12 protein-coding genes are annotated in these 18059 nt (G+C 62.2%); 6 read left to right on the top strand and 6 right to left on the bottom strand.

Annotated features, from left to right (window positions below):
* The first annotated feature begins 4 nt into the window (after nt 1–4).
* The 4 genes from AAAX72_RS07830 (at nt 5) to AAAX72_RS07815 (ending at nt 5464) form a co-directional block, all read left to right on the top strand.
* Entirely contained in the window at nt 5–1486 is a 1482-nt protein-coding gene (locus AAAX72_RS07830) for a glutamate synthase subunit beta (protein WP_349129848.1), read from the top strand.
* Nucleotides 1487–1901: 415 nt separating this feature from the next.
* On the top strand, nt 1902–2609 hold the full coding sequence (locus tag AAAX72_RS07825) for a hypothetical protein (RefSeq protein ID WP_349129847.1): 708 nt from the start codon (nt 1902–1904) through the stop codon (nt 2607–2609).
* Between the two features lie 193 nt (nt 2610–2802).
* Entirely contained in the window at nt 2803–3879 is a 1077-nt protein-coding gene (locus tag AAAX72_RS07820; RefSeq protein WP_349129846.1) for a hypothetical protein, read from the top strand.
* A gap of 214 nt (nt 3880–4093) precedes the next feature.
* Nucleotides 4094–5464, top strand: a complete 1371-nt coding sequence (locus AAAX72_RS07815) for an amidohydrolase family protein (protein WP_349129845.1) — start codon at nt 4094–4096, stop codon at nt 5462–5464.
* A 92-nt stretch (nt 5465–5556) separates the two neighbouring features.
* Here the strand turns inward: AAAX72_RS07815 and AAAX72_RS07810 are convergent, their stop codons facing one another.
* The 6 genes from AAAX72_RS07810 to AAAX72_RS07785 form a co-directional block, all read right to left on the bottom strand.
* Nucleotides 5557–6030, bottom strand: coding sequence for a hypothetical protein (locus AAAX72_RS07810; RefSeq protein ID WP_161194483.1), 474 nt, complete (start codon nt 6028–6030; stop codon nt 5557–5559).
* Between the two features lie 146 nt (nt 6031–6176).
* Nucleotides 6177–6449, bottom strand: coding sequence for a metal-sensing transcriptional repressor (locus AAAX72_RS07805; protein ID WP_022094020.1), 273 nt, complete (start codon nt 6447–6449; stop codon nt 6177–6179).
* Nucleotides 6450–6584: 135 nt separating this feature from the next.
* Complete coding sequence (locus tag AAAX72_RS07800) at nt 6585–6806, bottom strand: heavy metal-associated domain-containing protein (RefSeq protein WP_195245914.1); 222 nt, start codon at nt 6804–6806, stop codon at nt 6585–6587.
* Between the two features lie 146 nt (nt 6807–6952).
* Nucleotides 6953–9295: a heavy metal translocating P-type ATPase gene (locus AAAX72_RS07795; RefSeq protein WP_349129843.1), complete on the bottom strand. Its 2343-nt coding sequence runs from the start codon at nt 9293–9295 to the stop codon at nt 6953–6955.
* 331 nt (nt 9296–9626) lie between these two features.
* Entirely contained in the window at nt 9627–11711 is a 2085-nt protein-coding gene (locus AAAX72_RS07790; protein ID WP_349129841.1) for a DUF6273 domain-containing protein, read from the bottom strand.
* A 171-nt stretch (nt 11712–11882) separates the two neighbouring features.
* Entirely contained in the window at nt 11883–12845 is a 963-nt protein-coding gene (locus AAAX72_RS07785) for an FHA domain-containing protein (protein WP_316366067.1), read from the bottom strand.
* 588 nt (nt 12846–13433) lie between these two features.
* Here AAAX72_RS07785 and AAAX72_RS07780 point away from each other — a divergent pair.
* Both AAAX72_RS07780 and AAAX72_RS07775 read left to right on the top strand, forming a co-directional pair.
* Nucleotides 13434–15680: a DEAD/DEAH box helicase gene (locus AAAX72_RS07780; RefSeq protein WP_349129839.1), complete on the top strand. Its 2247-nt coding sequence runs from the start codon at nt 13434–13436 to the stop codon at nt 15678–15680.
* A 510-nt stretch (nt 15681–16190) separates the two neighbouring features.
* Entirely contained in the window at nt 16191–18023 is a 1833-nt protein-coding gene (locus tag AAAX72_RS07775) for an NAD(P)-binding protein (protein WP_349129837.1), read from the top strand.
* Nucleotides 18024–18059 lie beyond the last annotated feature (36 nt).

The raw sequence follows: 18059 nt of genomic DNA, 5'->3' as shown, positions 1-18059 counted from the left end.
TGCCATGGGTAAGCCCGGTGCTTTTCTTGATATCGATCGCGTGACCCACGGGCTGCGCCCCGTGGAGGAGCGCAGCCGCGATTTCGATCCGCTGTACGTGGAGCTCGACGACGATGCGCGCCGTGCCCAGGCGAGCCGCTGCATGATGTGTGGTGTGGCGTTTTGCCAGATGGGCGCGAGCTTTGGCAAGGCGCGTCCGAGTGGCTGCCCGCTGCACAATCTGATTCCCGAGTGGAACGAGCTAGTGTATCGCGGCCGCTGGGACGAGGCTGCCGAGCGCCTGTCACTCACCTCGCCCATGCCCGAGTTCACGAGTCGCGTGTGCCCGGCGCTGTGCGAGGCCGCATGCAACCTGGGCTCGGTCGATGGCCAGCCCACGACGATCCACGATAACGAGCGCGCGATTAGCGACCATGAGTGGGCCAACGGCGGTCCGCACCGCTTTGAGCCGGCAGGGGAGGGCGCACCCACGGTTGCCGTGGTGGGCTCCGGTCCCGCTGGTCTGGTGGCAGCATGGGAGCTTGCGCGTCGTGGCGCCCGCGTGACGGTGTTTGAGCGCGACGACCGCCCGGGCGGTCTGCTCATGTACGGCATTCCCAACATGAAGCTCGAGAAGTCTGTGGTCGAGCGTCGCGTGACACTTATGCGCGAGCTGGGCATTGTCTTTGAGCTGAGTGCCGACGTGAGCGATCCCAAGGTTACCGCCAAGCTAGACGACTTTGACGCCGTCGTGGTGGCTGCCGGCGCCCGTGCTCCGCGTGGGCTTTCGGCTGCGAACATTGATGCCCCGGGCGTGGTGTATGCCGTGGACTACCTGACGGCCTCGACCGTCTCGATACTCGATGGCGGCGAGCCTGTCGTCGATGCACGTGGCCTGGACGTCGTCGTCATTGGCGGCGGCGATACCGGTAACGACTGCGTGGGCACCGCGGTACGTCAGGGTGCGCGCAGCGTGCGCCAGTTTGAGTTCTTGCCGGCTGCGCCCGATAAGCGCGCGGCGAGCAACCCCTGGCCGCAGTGGCCCAACGTTAAGAAGACCGACTACGGCCAGCAGGAGGCTATCGCTGCGATGGGCGGCGAGATGCGTGCCTGGGGCGTGGATACGCTCGAGGTGCTGCTGGACAAGAAGGGTGCAGCCGCGGGTCTGCGCGTGGTCGATCTGGACTGGTCGGCGGGAAAGCCCGAACGCATTGCAGGTTCCGAGCACGAGGTGCCGGCCCAGCTGGTGCTCATCGCCTGCGGCTTTACGGGTCCCGAGCATGGCGTGTTCGATGCGGTAGGCGTGCCTGTTGCCACCGCTGGTCGTCCGCTGCCTGTGATGGCTGCCGAGGGCTCGCACCTCGCGGCACGTGTCGACGGCGTCTCCGCGGATGCCGCACCGGTGTATGTGGCGGGTGATGCTCGTAACGGCAGCTCGCTCGTGGTGAACGCTATGGCCGATGCCCTGGCCTGCGCTGCCGAAGTCGCCGACGCGCTGGAGCTGTAAGGCGGCTGTCCACAGCTGAATCGTCAAGGTCTGTCCCCAACGGCCGGCCCAAAAGGAACGTCCCCAAGTGCCGGCAGCTGGGGACGTTCCTTATGTGCCGGCATCCAGGGACACCCCTTGCGGGTTTGCGACCGATTTGTTCGTTTGCCGACGTACGGGTGTTCATTTGTCGACTTCTTGGGCTGTGGTCACCTGTTGTTTCTGTGGTGGCTACGGGCATCTGGCTCAAAAGAGCGGGTTGGACGTCTATGTTTACCTGCGGTTTTGTTGCGGTGCGCATTTTCGATCAAGCATCCCGTCAAGTGTTTGGTCAGCAGTTGGTTTGCAGCCGGAGGCCTATTTTGTCCGTGTTGACAGTGGCTGCCCACCCTCCTCGTAAGCTCAAATTGAGGTTCATCAGTTTGAGGAGGATGCCGTGACTGACCACGTTTTAGACCGAGCGCATCTGGCTGAAGCCGTCGGCAACGATATTGCCGACATGGCCCATTTTTGGATGCTGCGGAAGTTTCAGTTTTTGGAGCCGGCGCGCGAGCAGTTTGAGATCATTGTCGACCCGTGGCTCAGCTATTGCACCGAGCCTTCCCAAAACGAAATCATGGCCTACAACATGGCATTTACCGATTGGCTGCTCTTCGAGCGCCCCTATCGCCATGGCAAGACGCTGCTCGAGCTGTATGTTGACGAGCCGCCGGCATCGCTTTCGCCTGCCTCGCTCAAGCGGCTCAAGCAGGTACGCGGCACGCAGTATTTCTCGCGCTTTGGCATTTTGGACAAGGATCCTGCGAACGGCATGGTTGCGCTGAAGGATACGCGCACCGACCGTCGCTTTGATGTCTACGACCCGCATATCGTGCAAAAGGAGCATTGGAGCGACGGCACGATTGCGGTGCGCCTCGCTTGCGTCGACGATGTCTGGCTGACGGCGGGACAGCTCTATCTGTATGACATCGCGCGCCTGAGTGACACGGCGGTCGATGGACCGGGTGCGGTGCATCCCGAGGATCTGCAGGACGGCTTTGACACCTCGTGCGTCAGCTTCTTTTTGCGCCTGGTCCGCGACATCATGGGCGCCCAGGGGCGGTACGTGAAGTCGCTCAACATCTACGAACAAGAATGGGAGTAGGGGATGTGACTGGTGCCGCCCTACAGCCCTGACTTTGTCTCAATCTGTAACGTTTGGCGGCTGTTTGGGCCCGTAACTGTTACAGATTGAGACGGAAGGTTGGCGGCTGCCGAAAGATCTTGTTCTGTAACAACTAGAGGCTCAAAGACTGTCTTCCTGTTACAGATCAAGACATTTGCCAGCGGAGGCAACGGTGACGATGGTCCATTTGTCTGACGTGGTGGTGATGAAAGTGTCTAATACCGTTCTCAAACACAAACATGCGACTCGCAACACGTTGGCGCGGAATAGGATGCTCGCGCGGCTCACGGAGACGGCCAAGCAAGGTGCGCTGCTCGCAACGCATGACAATACCGAGCTCATGTGGCTGCGACGCCATGTTGGAACCGACGATATCGCGGAGCCCGAGCCGTACCTGTTCTGTTTTCAGCATGATTGGGATGCATTGACGCCTGCAGAGCGAGCGCTGAGGACTATCAAAGGGCTTGCGGAATTTCATCCCGATTGGGCGTTTTGGGGTTATGACGCGGCACTTTTGTGGGGTCTGGAGGTGCCGAATGATCTGCTCGGGCCGCGTTTTCTTGTTAAGACGGGTTGTTCGGTGACGTTGAGCAGCGGGTGCAGGTTGTTGCGTCCTCAGATGGCGGGAGCGCTTGAGCGCGTCGACGGCGTGCGGGTGACGTCGTTTTGGCGCACGGTGGAGGATTGCTTGCTGCGTGCGCCGTTCTCCTACGGGTTGGCGATTGCCGATTCTGCACTGCGGGCGAAAGGCGTATCACGTGGGGATTTGTGCGAGCGCCTCCGCGCCGATTGCGAGGGCAGGCGAGGGTATCGCAGGGCACAGGTGATTGCGTCGTATGCGGACGGGCTGTCCGAAAACGGCGGCGAGTCTCGGTTCCGAGCGTTCTTTATTGCGTACGGCTTTCCGGTTCCGGAGCTGCAGGTGGAGTTTCGCGACCCGCTTGATCTGAGCCAGGTGTTTCGCGTCGACTATTTTTGGCGGCTCGAGGACGGGACGTGTGTCATCGGCGAGCTCGACGGAAAGGTGAAGTACACCTTGCAGAACGGCGAGGGCCGGGAGTCGGTCGACCCATTCGTGGCAGAACGTCAACGGGAGTCCCATCTGACAATGCTCGGGCACAAGGTGCTTCGGTTTACGTTTGATGAGCTCAAGAATCCGGGGAAGCTGGTTGAGAAGATGAGGCTGGCGGGTATTCCGCGACGGCCCGATTTGGCTGAGGAGTGGAGACGTCAGTGGTATGGGCGCTGAGAGGTTTTGTCTCAATCTGTAACGTTTAGAGGTTATTTGAGCTCGTAATTGTTACAGATCGAGACATTCCCCTGATGTTGCTGGGATGGGGCTGCAACGTATTCCGTCCCCCATATCCCCTCTTCCCTCCGTTAACCGATGCGTCTGCAGCAATCCAGCTGGACTAGGTGATAATGGACAAATGTTCAAGTTAATCGTGAGGGAGGAGCTCGATATGGCGTCTGCCGATCGTTCCACGTTGTTTATCAATGCGACCGTCTTGGATGGTTCGGAGGATATGGAGCCGCAACCCGATATGGCCGTGACTGTTGAGCGCGGTGTCATCACATGGATGGGGCCGAGTGCTGTGGCGCAGGCGCCCGCGGGTGCCGAGGTTATCGACCTGGGTGGTGCGTATCTCATGCCCGGTCTCATCAATATGCACGTGCATCTGTGCGGTTCGGGCAAGCCGGTTTCGGCGGGCGATGCGGGCGCGCTGATGAAGAAGCTCGATAATCCCGTGGGGCGCGCCATCGTGCGCCATATTCTTAAGGGCAGCGCCCAACAACAACTGGCAAGCGGCGTGACCACGGTGCGCGGCGCGGGCGACCCACTGTTTGCCGACATCGCCGTTCGTAATGCCATCGACGCCGGCAAGTATCAAGGTCCTCGCCTGGTGGCGCCGGGAACGGGCGTCACGGTGCCGGGCGGCCATGGTGCAGGCTTGTTCGCCCAGGTGGCAAACAGTCCCGCCGAGGCAGCCGAACAGGTGCACGACCTGTATGCGCGCGGTGCCGACGTCATTAAGCTGTTCGTAACGGGCGGCGTATTCGATGCGACCGAGGTGGGCGAGCCGGGCGTGCTGCGTATGCCGGTGGAGGTTGCCACGGCGGCATGCAAGGCGGCGCACGATATGGGCCTTCCGGTTATGGCCCATGTCGAGAGTACCGAGGGCGTGAAGGCCGCGCTTGAGGCCGGCGTTGACACGATTGAACACGGTGCTCCGTTGACACCCGAGATCTTGGAGCTGTACCGTGGCGCTGCGGGCACGCAGCTCGAGGGGCGTGCTCCGAGTGTGACCTGCACTATCAGCCCGGCGCTGCCGTTTGTATTGCTCGACCCGGAAAAGACCCATTCTACCGATACGCAAAAGAAGAACGGCGACATCGTGTGCTCGGGCATCATCGAGAGCGCCCGTGCCGCACTGGAAGCTGGCGTTAAGGTGGGCCTTGGCACGGACTCAAGCTGCCCGTTCGTGACGCAGTATGACATGTGGCGCGAGGTGGCCTATTTTGCCAAGTATGTCGGCGTGAGCAACGCCTTCGCGCTGCATACAGCCACGCAGGTTAATGCCGAGCTGCTGGGGCTGGGCGGCGAGACTGGCACGATCGAGTGCGGCAAGGCCGCCGATATCCTGGTGACGCGCAAGAACCCGCTCGATGACCTGTGCGCACTGCGTGAACCGACGCACGTGATGTGTCGCGGTGATCTGGTGCGCAAGCTCAAGGTGAAGCGTATTCCCGAGGTGGACGCCGAGCTCGACGCGATTATGGCCATGCCTGCCGAGGCGTTGGCCGAGGAGCTCGCCCGCGACGGCGTGGCATAGGTGTGACAAAGGGGCAATCCTTTTGTCATAATCAGAAAAAGCCGAGGTCCCAGTGCGAGGCCTCGGCTTTTATTTGTCCCATGGTATGGCGGCTATGAGCGCGTCTCCATCTTGGCGTGGCACTTGGGGCAGGTGACGCGGATCTTGCCCTTGCCCTTGGGGACGGAGAGCATCTGGCCGCAGTTGGGGCACTTGAGGTATGCCGTGGTCTTGCGCCCCTTCCACATCTTCTTGGCCGTGCGCTTGGCACGCTCAAAGTCTTCCTTACTGGTGCCGGCTGCGCGTGAGGTGCTGGCCGCTGCAGCTCCGCCGCCCAAGCTAGCTACAAACTTGCCCAAGCCGGGTACGTTTGCAGTCGCGGCGACAAAGGCCTCGTTCTCCTTGCGACGTGCGTCGATATTTTTGGACAGGCCGCGCAGCACGCCAATCACGATTACGGCGATGGCGATCCAGCTGAGCCACTGGATGCGGGCTATCGATCCGATCATCGCGATGACGATGCCGGCAAAACCCATCACGATGGTGAGTTCATCGGCACCATTGCGACCCTTCATAAAGTCATTCATGCAAATTGCCTTTCGTTCGATATGCTGCACGCCTTTATACCCGATTTAGAGCAAGGGGGACAGGTTAATCTGCACCAATGTGGTGCAAACATACCTGTCCCCGGAATACCAAGACGGTGCAAAGAAGTCTGTCCCCAATGCCCCAATTACTTGGAGAGCTTGTCGACGACGCGTTCGATCTCGGCGAGCTTGGCGGCTTTGAGGTCCTCGTCGCCCGATTCGATTGCCGAAGTCACGCAGCCCTCGATATGCGCCTTGAGCACGTCGGCGTTGATGCGCGCGAGGAGCGCCTGTGTTGCCATGAGCTGCGTGGAGATGTCGACGCAGTAACGGTCCTCCTCGACCATCCGTAGGATGCCGTCGATCTGGCCGCGTGCCGTCTTGAGCATGCGGGTCACCGATTTATGGTCTGCCATCATGGCGGGTCCTCGTTTCTGGTCGATCTTCCGGATGTCCCCGTCGGTTGCGGTGAAATACGGACCGTTTAAAGGCCTAGGGCGGCACAACAGTCCGTATTTCACCGCAACTTCTGAGGATTCAGTAGGCGGCGTCTGCTACGCGGCGGTCACGGATAGGGCGTGGAACTTCTCGCCGGCGTCCTCGACGGCGGCAGCGAGCTGCTCAGCGGTCACGGTGTCGGCGCACTCCACCTGTACGGTCTGAGTCTCGTGATCGGCGTCGGCGTCGGTCACGCCGGCAACGTTGAGCAGTGCCGTCTCGACAGTGGCGTCGCAGTGGCCGCACATAAGGCCGGAAGTCTTGATCGTGTAACGCATGGGTATTCCTCTCTGTTGTGTCGGCTTTCCCAGGCACCCGACCTTGACCTTCAATCCGTCGCTCGCGTACCAAAGTACGCGTCGCTCCTCTTTCAGGTCGATCTCGGGCACCTGGAAACCCGTTCTAAATGGACTTAATGGTGAGCCTATTTTGCCACTTTCGGCTTAAAGGTTTGCAGGCGCAGGGCATTGGACACGACGCATACGCTCGACAGGCTCATGGCCGCGGCGCCAAACATCGGCGAGAGCTGCCAACCGGTGAGGGGGAAGAACACGCCCGCCGCCAGCGGAATGCCGATGCCGTTGTAGAACAGCGCCCAGAACAGGTCCTGCTTGATGTTGCGAATTGTGGCGCGCGACAGCTCGATGGCACGGGCGACGTCCATGAGGTCGCTGCGCATGAGAACCACATCTGCCCCTTCTTTGGCGATGTCGGCGCCGGTACCGATGGCAAGGCCCACGTCGGCGCGCGCCAGGGCGGGGGAGTCGTTGATGCCGTCGCCCACCATGGCGACCTTGCTGCCCGCATCCTGCAGCTCGCACACGTGGCGTTCCTTGTCGGCGGGGAGGACGTCGGCGATGACCTGCTCGCTGCTCAGTCTCACGCGGCGGGCGATCGCTTCGGCTGTCACGCGGTTGTCGCCGGTGAGCATGCGCACGTCGATGCCGAGCTTGCGGAGCGCGGCGATGGCCTCGGCGCTCGTCTCTTTGACCTCATCAGCCACGGCGATGGTACCGACAAGCTCGCTGTTCTTGGCAAAGAACAGCGGCGTCTTGCCCTCGGCCGCGAACTGTTCGGCAAGGCCGGCGGGCACCTTCGCGCCCAGCTCGTCCATCAGACGCACGTTGCCGGCGGCGATGACATTCTGCCCCTCGCGTGCCGTAACGCCTCGCCCGGGCACGGCGGCAAAGTCCTCGACCATGCGTGCGACGATTCCGCGCGCCTTGCACTCGGCCATAATCGCCTCGGCCAGCGGGTGCTCGCTTGAGCGCTCCAGCGCGGCAGCGAGTTTCAGTAACGCCTTTTCACTCATAGTGGGCGAGCCGTCGGCGCGCGCGGCAACCACAATGTCGGTCACGGCAGGCTTGCCGCGGGTGACTGTGCCCGTCTTATCGAGCACCACGGTGCCCACGCTGCGCAGGTTCTCCAACGCCTCGGCGCTCTTGAACAGAATGCCCATCTCGGCGCCCTTGCCGGTGCCGACCATAATGGCGACGGGCGTGGCCAGGCCCAGCGCGCACGGGCAGCTGATTACCAGCACGGCCACGGCGGAGGTGAGCGCTTCGTTGATGCTTCCGGTCAGCACCATCCACGCCACAAAAGTTACGGCAGAGATTACAAACACCACGGGCACGAACACGCCGGCGACCTTGTCGGCCATGCGGGCGATGGGCGCCTTGGTGGCGTTGGCGTCCTCGACGAGCTGGATAATCTTGGCGAGCGACGTGTCGGCGCCCACACGCGTAGCGCGGAAGGTAAACGATCCGGTGCGGTTGACGGTGGCGGCGTTGACGGTGTCGCCGGCGGTCTTCTCCACGGGGATAGACTCGCCGGTCAGCGCACTTTCGTCCACGGCCGAAGCGCCCTCGAGTACGACGCCGTCGACAGGGATGGACTCGCCGGGGCGCACACGCAGCACCTGGCCGGGAAGGATGGCGTCGACGTCCACAGCGGTCTCGGTGCCGTCGTCGGCCACGATGGTCGCGGTCTTGGGCGCCAGGTCGATGAGCGCCTCGATGGCGCCGCCGGTCTTGGACTTGCTGCGCGTCTCGAGGTATTTGCCCACGGTGACCAGCGACAGGATCGTGCCGGCGCTCTCAAAATACAGATTGTCCATGCCCGTCATCATGGCCTCGTGGACCTGGCCCGCGGCCAGCTGGTCGGCCATGATAAACATGGCGTAGAGCGACCAGGCGATGGACGCGGTGGCGCCGACGGCGATGAGGGCGTCCATGGTGGGCGCGCCGTGCGCGAGTGATTTAAACCCGTTGATAAAGTACGCGTCGTTGACGTAGACGATGGGGATGAGCAGGACGAGCTCGGTGAGCGCGAGCGTCATGCTGTGGGTGTGGTCGGTGAAGACGCCGGGCAGTGGCCAACCGAGCATGTGCCCCATGCCTATGTAGAACAGCGGGATGAGGAAGATGATCGAGATGATGAGGCGGGTGCGCATGGCGGAGGCGGCGGCCTCCAGCTTTTTGGTGGGCGACTCCATATGGGCGGCGCCGGACCTGGCTTGCGCACTGCCGTTTGAGCCGGCGGCACCGGTGCCCGCGTCGACGGGTGAGGCCGAGTAGCCCGCGCGATCGACGGCGGTGCAGATGTCATCGGGGGTGACCTGCGCGGGGTCGTAGTCGACCAGCATGGAGCCGGCAAGCAGGTTGACCGCGACGCTTTGGACGCCGTCGAGCTTGCTCACGGCGCGGTCCACATGCGCCTGGCAGGCGGCGCACGTCATGCCGCCCACGTCGAACTTATCTTGAGCCATGGCTTCTCCTTTCTGTGACGTAGTGTCGGAAATGTTAACCATCCGATACTATATACCCATACCCCCTGGGGGTGTCTAGTAATAGTTGGAATGTATGACTTTTCATTACAGATGAGGGTGGTTGGTTGGCCGATGGACCGTCCCAACCAATCATCTCAATCTGTAACATCTGAGGACCGTTTTGCCTGCTAGATGTTACAGATTGAGATGTTGTCTCGCGGGGTTGGGGTTTGTCTCGTTCTGTAACATCTAGACCTGTATCTGCCGAGCTAGTGTTACAGATCGAGACAATTGCCGGGGAGGGGTCCCGTCACGGCAAGACGCCCGCTCTCTAGATACAGAATCCGGGGATCACACAGGTTCGTTTGTTTGGCTTGTCCGCAGGCGTTGCGTACGTAAAGACGTCGCCGTCGTGTCCAACGCGATTCAAATAGAGCGTGCCTTCGGTCTCCGATGAGTCGGGGCTCACCGTGCGCTCCCACCAGCAGGTGTCCTTGCCCTTCCACTGGCGGACCATCGTCTCGTTCGTGGAATACGGGCTCACCTTGAGCTCGCGGAAGAGCTGATACTCCTTGCCCTCGCCGTTGTAGATGTCTGCCAGGTAGTGATAGTCCTTGGCAAACGAATCGGGCGGTTGCGTACCGCACAGCTCGACCATGGCGGGCAGCCAGAGCGTCGCGGGCAACTCACTCAGGCACGAAGCGCTTTTGGCGACGCCCATGTTGTTCGAGACCTTCTTGACCCCTTTAATGAGCGCGCGCAACTCGTTGGGCAGCAGCTTAAGGCCGTCGCCGTTGAGCCATTCCCGCAGCTCGCAATCTGCCCAGCCGGCGCTCGGCGGTTCAGCCGCAGCGTTGCGCTCGGCAATACCCGCGTCGAACATAAACGTCAGCCCGGCCTTGCCCGTCCCGTCCAGAAGCTCATCGTGACGGATGCCCACAAGCTGCGCGCCGACCTCCAGCCCGTTGGCGAGTTTCACGCGCTTGGTGCACGGATAGGGAATATGCCCGTTGTCATCGAGCAGATGATAGCGCTTGGCAATCTCGCGTGCCTCGCTACGGGTCTCGGCGGCCTTAATCTTGAGCGAGATCTCCTGCAGCTGATCCCAAGTGTAGTCGTCAAGCGAACCGCGGATGCCGTCCAGGTAGTCGGGGATGCCAAAGCCATGGGTCGCCGCCCCAATGACGCTGAGCCCCGCAACGACTGCAACGACGCCACCGATAATAAAGCGGCGGCGGGTCATGGCATCGTGCCGGGCCTGCTCCAGGATCTTTCGCGCGCGCTCGCCGGCGACGTCGACCTTAAGGTGCGTACCGGAGTCGATGTCGATTGCGGCGTCACTGCCCGCGCCTTCGCGGCCCTCGGATTCGGCATCGGTGAGGTATGCCGAGAGCACCTCGAGCATCTGCTGCTCGGTGGGACGATCGCACTGCTCGACTGAGAGACCCTTCATGATGATTTGGACGAGCGCTTCATCGCCCTCGCAGCGCGGCTCGAGCGGTGCCGGCTTGGTCTTGGTCTTTACGAGATAGAACGAGCCGGTTGCAGCGGCGTCCGTCGACTCAAAGTCAAACGGTTTGCGACCGCTGTAGAGCTGGTACAAAATGCTCGAAAGCGCATAGACGTCGATTGCCGGCGAACGGCGAAGGGCCGCGATGCCTTCGATATCCTGCGTGAGCATCTCGGGCGCGGCGTATGCGGGCGTGGCAAAGCGCCAGATGTCGGCGCGCCGGGTGATCGTGTCGTCGCCGAGAGCCATGGTCGCGGAGCCCATGTCGATGAGGCAGGGGTCAAAGGAACAATCAGCAATCTGCTGCTCGAGCGTTCGGCTGGTGGTGCGGAACATGATATTGGCAGGCGACAGGTCGCGATGGACGACCGGATTCACAAGGCCTTGGGTCATCAAGAGCGCACGAAGCACGGCGTTTCCGACGGCGGCGACCATCTGGGTGGTCAGCCCGCCCGAGGCGTCGTGAGGAAGCAGGGGCAGCGCCTGCTTGAGCGAGGTGCCCTCGACCCACTCCATGAGGATGAGCGGGTCATCCTCGCACGATCCGTAGCCGTAGACGCGCGGAAATCCGCGCAGGTGCGAGACGGTACACAGATGACGGTACTCCTCGAACAGCGCAGCGGTGTTGGCCAGGTGCGCTGCCGATTGCTCGGCGGAACGGTCGGGGGCTTGGCCGGAAAGGATGGCGTTGTCCTTGAGCAACTTGACGGCAAAGACCTCGCCGCTTGTGTTGGTCGCGCGAAGCACGTGCCCGATATTGCCGTTGTTGCGGTGGTCCGTCTGGAGAATAAGCGTCATAAACCGACGCTTGGCGTCGTCCTCGGCGCTGGGGTCGACCGCCACGGCGGTATCGAACGTATCGAGACGGATGAGTTTGTCGCCATAGGCGCTATCGGTAGTATCCATGGCGTTCCTTTGTCTGGCATGGGTTACCGCACGTTTACGCGAGCAGTGCGGATATCGGTAAAGTACCATGATAGCCGCACTGCCCATGTATACCGCTGAGTATTGTCGTTTACGATGCAGAAGGTAGAAGACGAAAGACGGACGGCGACCGTCTTTCGATCGCCGTCCGTGCTAGTCCACAATGACGAGAAATGTCGTGTAGAGACCCAGATGGAGCCTGTCGCTGTTTTCGATTTCCACCGGGGGATAGATCTTGCCGGGCTCGCGTTGGTCGCGCGGCGGCTCAATCACAATATCGCCGTCGCCTGCACCCGATTCGAGTACCGTGCCGTTGGTCGATCCAAGGCCCTGGGCGTACCAGTGCTCACCCTCAAGCCAAATGCGAAGATGCTCGCGCGATGCGTCGGCGCCCACATCGGTGATGCTGGGCGAGGTTTTGGGCAAAGAACCAATCACGGTGCCGCGCGGATCGCGTGTGAGGGGATGGATTTGCATGTCGGCGCAGTTGTCGGCATGGGTTCTGAGCAGACCGAGGTTGGGAGCGACGGTGCGCGGCTGCTCCAGGCTGCTCATAAAGCCACGTCCGACGGTAGTTTCGGTGGTGCCAAAGTGCCCGCCCGTCTTGCTGTCGCAAAAGCGCTCGACGGTGGCCACGCCCTGAACGGGATCGGCGAGCGCCCCCGTTGCCACAAAGAGCATAAGGTAAAGCGTGCTTTTCTCGCGCACGGCATTGCCGTCAAAGTTGTCGATGCGATTGAGGGCATTTGCATATAGGCGGCTGTCCAGCTTGTAGCTGGCGAGAGCCGACATCATTTCGTTGGCGGCCGGACCGCGATAGTGCTCGGCGATTGCCCGATAGGCGGACTCGCCGCCGCCGAGCTTGCTGCAGATTGCCGAGGAAAGGTTGAGCGTGGTGACGGTAAAGTCGCTGTAGATGGAGGGCGCGCACTGGTCAGGCTTGCGATGGACGATGTAACGGGTGAGATACGAGCGGTTGGAAGAGCATTTCTCGAGCAGGGTACTGCCGAGATAAGAGTTTCCATTGATGAGCATTCGGGCGATCTCGAGATGTTTAAGACCGCCGAACGAGCGAATATCGTTATAGAGGACCGAGCAAGGCGTCTCTGCTGCCACGGATACCTCCTTTGATTGCTTCCTAGCCAATATGGCGATAGGAATTAATGGCCCCCGGTGGGCGACGTATTAAATGGCTGCGCAATATATAGCGTAACCAAAGCAACATTATAGGCCACATGTTCGAAATTGCAGGAAGAGCGAGAGATTTGGTTTGGACTGGACGGAAATCCCCCTCTGTCTTGATCTATAACAATTAGGGCCGATTTTACTCGTTAACTGTTACAGATTGAGACGTTTGTGAGCCGTGTCGACCGTTTGTCTCGATCTGTAACACGTAGAGGAAGATTCGCCCTGTAGATGTTACAGATTGAGACAATCAGCCGGGCCCACCTCGTCCGCCTCGTCATCTGTGGTTTACGTGGGGGCATGCGAAGCACGGGTATACTAACCGGCGGCGAATCTGCTCCATCGCTTAGAGCTGCTGCGTCTGGACGGCGCGTGATAGGGCTGCCAAAGCGATCGCCAGCGTGCTGAGCAACGTCCTCTCTGTGCGCACCTGTTTTTGTATGTATTAGCGCACTACCAAGCACGCCCGCGCGGCCGCATGCCGTGCCCATTGCGCGTGCAGATAAGGAACAACAACATATGCGTAATTCTGTATCTGACGTCACCGACGCCGAGATTCTGGACGAGACCCGCGAGGCCATGACCCAGGCTGCCTTCGATGCCGCCGATGAGGCCAATGCCGCCCAGGCCGTCGAGTCCGCTACCGAGAGCCTGCCCGCCTTTGACGAGCTGGGCCTCTCCGACGAGATGCTTCGTGCTATCGAGAACCTGGGCTACACGGCGCCCACGCCCGTGCAGGCCGGCTCGATCCCCGTAGTGCTCGAGGGCCGTGACCTGCTTGCCGCCGCTCAGACCGGCACCGGCAAGACGGCCGCCTTTTTGCTGCCGACTATGAACAATCTGGAGCACATCGCTCCTCCCAAACCCGTGCGCGAGCGTGGCGGCCGCAACCGCCGTCGCGGTGCTAAAAAGCCCGAGGGCAACGGCCGTGGCCCCGTGATGCTCGTCATCACCCCCACGCGCGAGCTTGCCCAGCAGATCGACGAGGTCGCAAGCAAAATCGCCGACGTCACGGGCCACGTTGCCGTGACCGTCGTGGGCGGCGTGAGCTACAAGCCGCAGACCGCGGCACTCAAGTACGGTTGCGATATCCTAGTTGCCACGCCGGGTCGTCTGGTCGACCTGATCGAGCAGGGCGCCTGCCACCTGGACGAGGTTAAGGTCCTGGTGCTCGACGAGGCCGACCGCATGCTCGACATGGGCTTTTTGCCCGCCGTCCGCCGCATTGTGCGCGAGACGCCGGCCGAGCGCCAGACGCTGCTGTTCTCGGCGACGCTCGACGAGGAGGCCGTGGGCGAGATCACCGACCTGGTGAGCGACCCGGCCCGCGTGGAGATCGCGCCGGCCACGTCGACCGCCGACACCGTCGACCAGTTTGTGTTCCCGGTGTCCATCGAGGCCAAGAACAACCTGTTGCCCGAGTTCCTCAAAAAGGAGGGACCGGAGCGCACTATCGTCTTTATGCGCACCAAGCACCGTGCCGATAGCTGCTGCCGTCGTCTGGAGCGCAAGGGCATCAAGGCCGCCGCGATTCACGGTAACCGCAGCCAGGCCCAGCGCGAGCGTGCCCTTTCGGCCTTCCGCGACGGCACCGTTGACGTGCTGGTGGCGACCGACGTGCTCGCTCGCGGCATCGACATTAGCGACGTGCGCTACGTCGTGAACTTTGACGTGCCGGCCGAGCCGACCGACTACATCCACCGTATTGGCCGTACGGGTCGCGCCGGCGAGCTGGGCTGGGCCATTACGTTTGTGACCGAGCAGGACGTGGACGAGTTCTACGAGATCGAGAAGCTCATGGACAAGACCGCCGACATTTACGAGGCCGGCGACCTGCATGTGGGTCCCAATCCGCCCGCGGTTGATCCCGAGCGCGACCCTGCGGCCTTTAAGGTGAAGAAGAAGACCAAGCGCGGCAAGTCTAAGAGCAAGAAGAAGCTTGAGCAGGCACGTCGCGACGGCAAACGCAACGGCGACGATTACGGCGATGTGGCCGGTCGTTCCAACCGCGGTCGCGACGAGCGCCGCGGCGATGGCGAGCGTCCGAGCCGTCCCAAGCGCGGCGGCAAGACCCGCGTGCGCGAGGGCGTTCAGGCTCGCGTGGACGAGGCCGTGGAGAGCGTGGCCCGCGAGGTGGCTGCCGAGGAGCGCGACGGTGCTGGTACCGTCGAGCAGGCCCCGCGCGGCAATCGTGCCGAGCGCCGTGCCAAGCAGTTCCAGGGCGAGGCGCATCGCCGTCGCCGCGAGGACGAGGATCGCGGTGGTCGTCGCCGTGTTGAGCGCGAGGACGAGGGCCGTGGCTCGCGTGGCGGCAAGCGTGGCTCGGGCGACCGTCGTCGTTCCGGTCGCAATGACGAGCGTGGTGGCCGTGACGAGCGTCGCGGCGGCGAGGGTCGCGGTGAGCGTGGCACCCGCAGCGGTGAGTCCCGTGGCGGCAAGCGCTTTGAAGAGCACGGCGGCCGCGGCGGCGAGCGTCGCGAGGGTGCTCGCGGCAATGGCGGGCGCAGCGGCGCCGGCCGTTCTGGTGAGTCGCGCGATCGTCGCGATCCGCGTGCCAGCCGCGATCGTCGCGATGACTGGCGCAACTACGACGACACCCGCGAGGAGCGTCGCGGCGGTTACCGTGGACGTGGCGGCAATCAGGCCGGCTCCCGTGGCGGCCGCGCCGGCGGTCGCGATAACCGTGGCAGCTATGGCAACAGCCGTGGCGGCAAGCGCGGCGGCAGCTCCCGTCGTCCCGGTGACGGCGGCGGCAAGCGCAAGTAACATACGCGTCGCGCTCTAAGTCGAGGCGACCAGAGGGCTCCGGGCATGTTTTTGCTCGGAGCCCTTTTTGGTGTAAGGGGGACAGGTTCATATGCACCAACGTCTTGAAGTTGCGGTGGAATACGGACTGTTTTGGCCTTTTGAGCGGCTTTTCAGTCCCTATTTCACCGCAACTCATGATTGGTGCAAGGCGGCCTGACTCCTTTGTACCAAAAATGATCCGGTTTCCTTCGTCCCCTTCGGATCACATGACCCCTTGGGGACGGAGGAAAACGGATCAGATAGGAAAAATAGTAAGGCGTTATTTGCCCACATGGGCTATTGCTATTTGGTAACGCGTTTTATCAAATATGGCATTTATCTGCGGTAATGTTCTTTTTCACCGCTGGGGACGACGTTTCATACCGCCTGCCGAACCGTGTTGCTGCCAAACAACTTTATAGGTCAGTGTGTTGCGTGTAGCAACTTCGCTCGGCTTCGCCTTCGGGCTGCCATGTGAGAGGGGATCTTATGGCTCGACTGCATGTAATGGAACGCAGCCACGCTCAGGCCGTCATGGACGATCTGCACGATGCGCTCGGACGTCGTCTGGCGGTGAGTTCGCTCGCCCCGTGTCCCGTTGAGTTTACGGCAGCGCTCGTCAACCTGTGCTCCACCCAGAGCTGCGGCAAGTGCACGCCCTGCCGCGTGGGCCTGAGCGCTCTGAGCGACCTGCTCACCGATGTGCTCGAAGGGCGCGCCGATGAGTCCACGCTCAACCTGATTGAGCGCACGGCCCGCACCATCTACCTTTCGAGCGACTGCGCCATTGGCTACGAAGCTGGCGCCATGGCACTCACGGCCATTCGCGGCTTCCGCGACGACTTTGAGCACCACATCCGCGAGCACTCCTGCGGCTTTGACCGCGAGGCCCGCGTCCCGTGCGTCTCGGGCTGTCCTGCGCACGTCGACATTCCCGGTTACATTTCGCTGGTCGAGGCCGGCCGCTATGCCGATGCCGTTAAGGTCATCCGCAAGAACAACCCGCTGCCGCTCGTCTGCGGCCTGGTGTGCGAGCATCCCTGCGAGATGCACTGCCGCCGCGGCATGGTCGACGATCCCATGAACATCCTCGCCCTCAAGCGGTTTGCCGTTGAGCACAGCGACCTCAACGACCACAAACCGCATGTAGTGGACAACACCGGTAAGCGCGTCGCCGTGATCGGCGGCGGCCCGGCCGGCCTTTCCTGTGCCTACTACCTGGCCGTGATGGGCCACAAGGTGACCATTTTTGAGCAGCGCCACCACCTGGGCGGCATGCTGCGCTACGGAATTCCCAGCTATCGTCTGCCGCGCGAGCGCCTGCAGGCCGAGATCGACTGGATTTTGAGCGCCGGCATCGACGTGGAACTCGACCATTCCGTGAACGGCGAGGAGCTCGCCCGTCTGCGCGACGAGTTCGATGCCGCCTACCTGGCCATCGGTGCCCACAGCGACAAGAAGCTCGGCCTTCCGGGCGAAGAAGCGCCCGGCGTGGAATCGGCCGTCAAGATGCTGCGCGCCATCGGCGATGACGAGCTGCCCAACCTGAGCGGCCAGCGCGTGTGCGTCATCGGCGGCGGCAACGTTGCCATGGACGTGGCACGCTCTGCCGTGCGCTGCGGTGCCGAAAAGGTAAGCATCGTCTACCGCCGTCGCATCTGCGATATGACGGCCCAGGACGCCGAGATTGCCGGTGCCCAGGCCGAGGGCTGTGAGGTGCTGGAGCTGACGGCCCCGCTCGCCATCGAGACGGGCGAGGACGGTCGCGTGAGCGGCCTGCGCGTGCAGCCGCAGATTATCGGCGAGCCCCGTCGCGGTCGTCCGGCTCCGCGTGCCGCCGCCACGCCCGAGCGCGTCATCCCCTGCGAGCGTGTGTTCGTCGCCATTGGCCAAGACATCGATTCCAAACCGTTTGAGGAGGTGGGCATTGCCTGCAAGTGGGGCTGCGTGGTCACCGATTCGGACGGTGCCGTGCCCAACTTCGACGGCCTCTTTAGCGGCGGCGACTGCCAGACCGGTCCCGCCACCGTCATCCGTGCCATCAACGCTGGCCGCGTGGCTTCGGCAAATATCGACCGCTACCTGGGCTTCGACCACAAGATCAAGCTCGACGTGGAGCTGCCGACCGTGCAGTTTAAGGGCAAGCACGAGTGCGGCCGCTGCGAGCTGGGTGAGCGCGAGGCCGGCGAGCGTATTCACGATTGGAATCTGGTCGAGCAGGGCCTTACCGAGGAGGAGGCGCGCCAGGAGGCAAGCCGCTGCCTGCGTTGCGACCACTTTGGCTTTGGCGCGTTCCGCGGAGGGAGGAGCCTGGAATGGTAGAGCTCAACAACCCCACTGTCAGCGACAACACCGAAA

This window comes from Collinsella sp. CLA-ER-H8, from assembly GCF_040092335.1.
GTDB lineage: Bacteria > Actinomycetota > Coriobacteriia > Coriobacteriales > Coriobacteriaceae > Collinsella.
The sequence above is the reverse complement of the archived record's forward strand: the minus strand, read 5'-3'. Positions and strand labels throughout refer to the sequence as shown.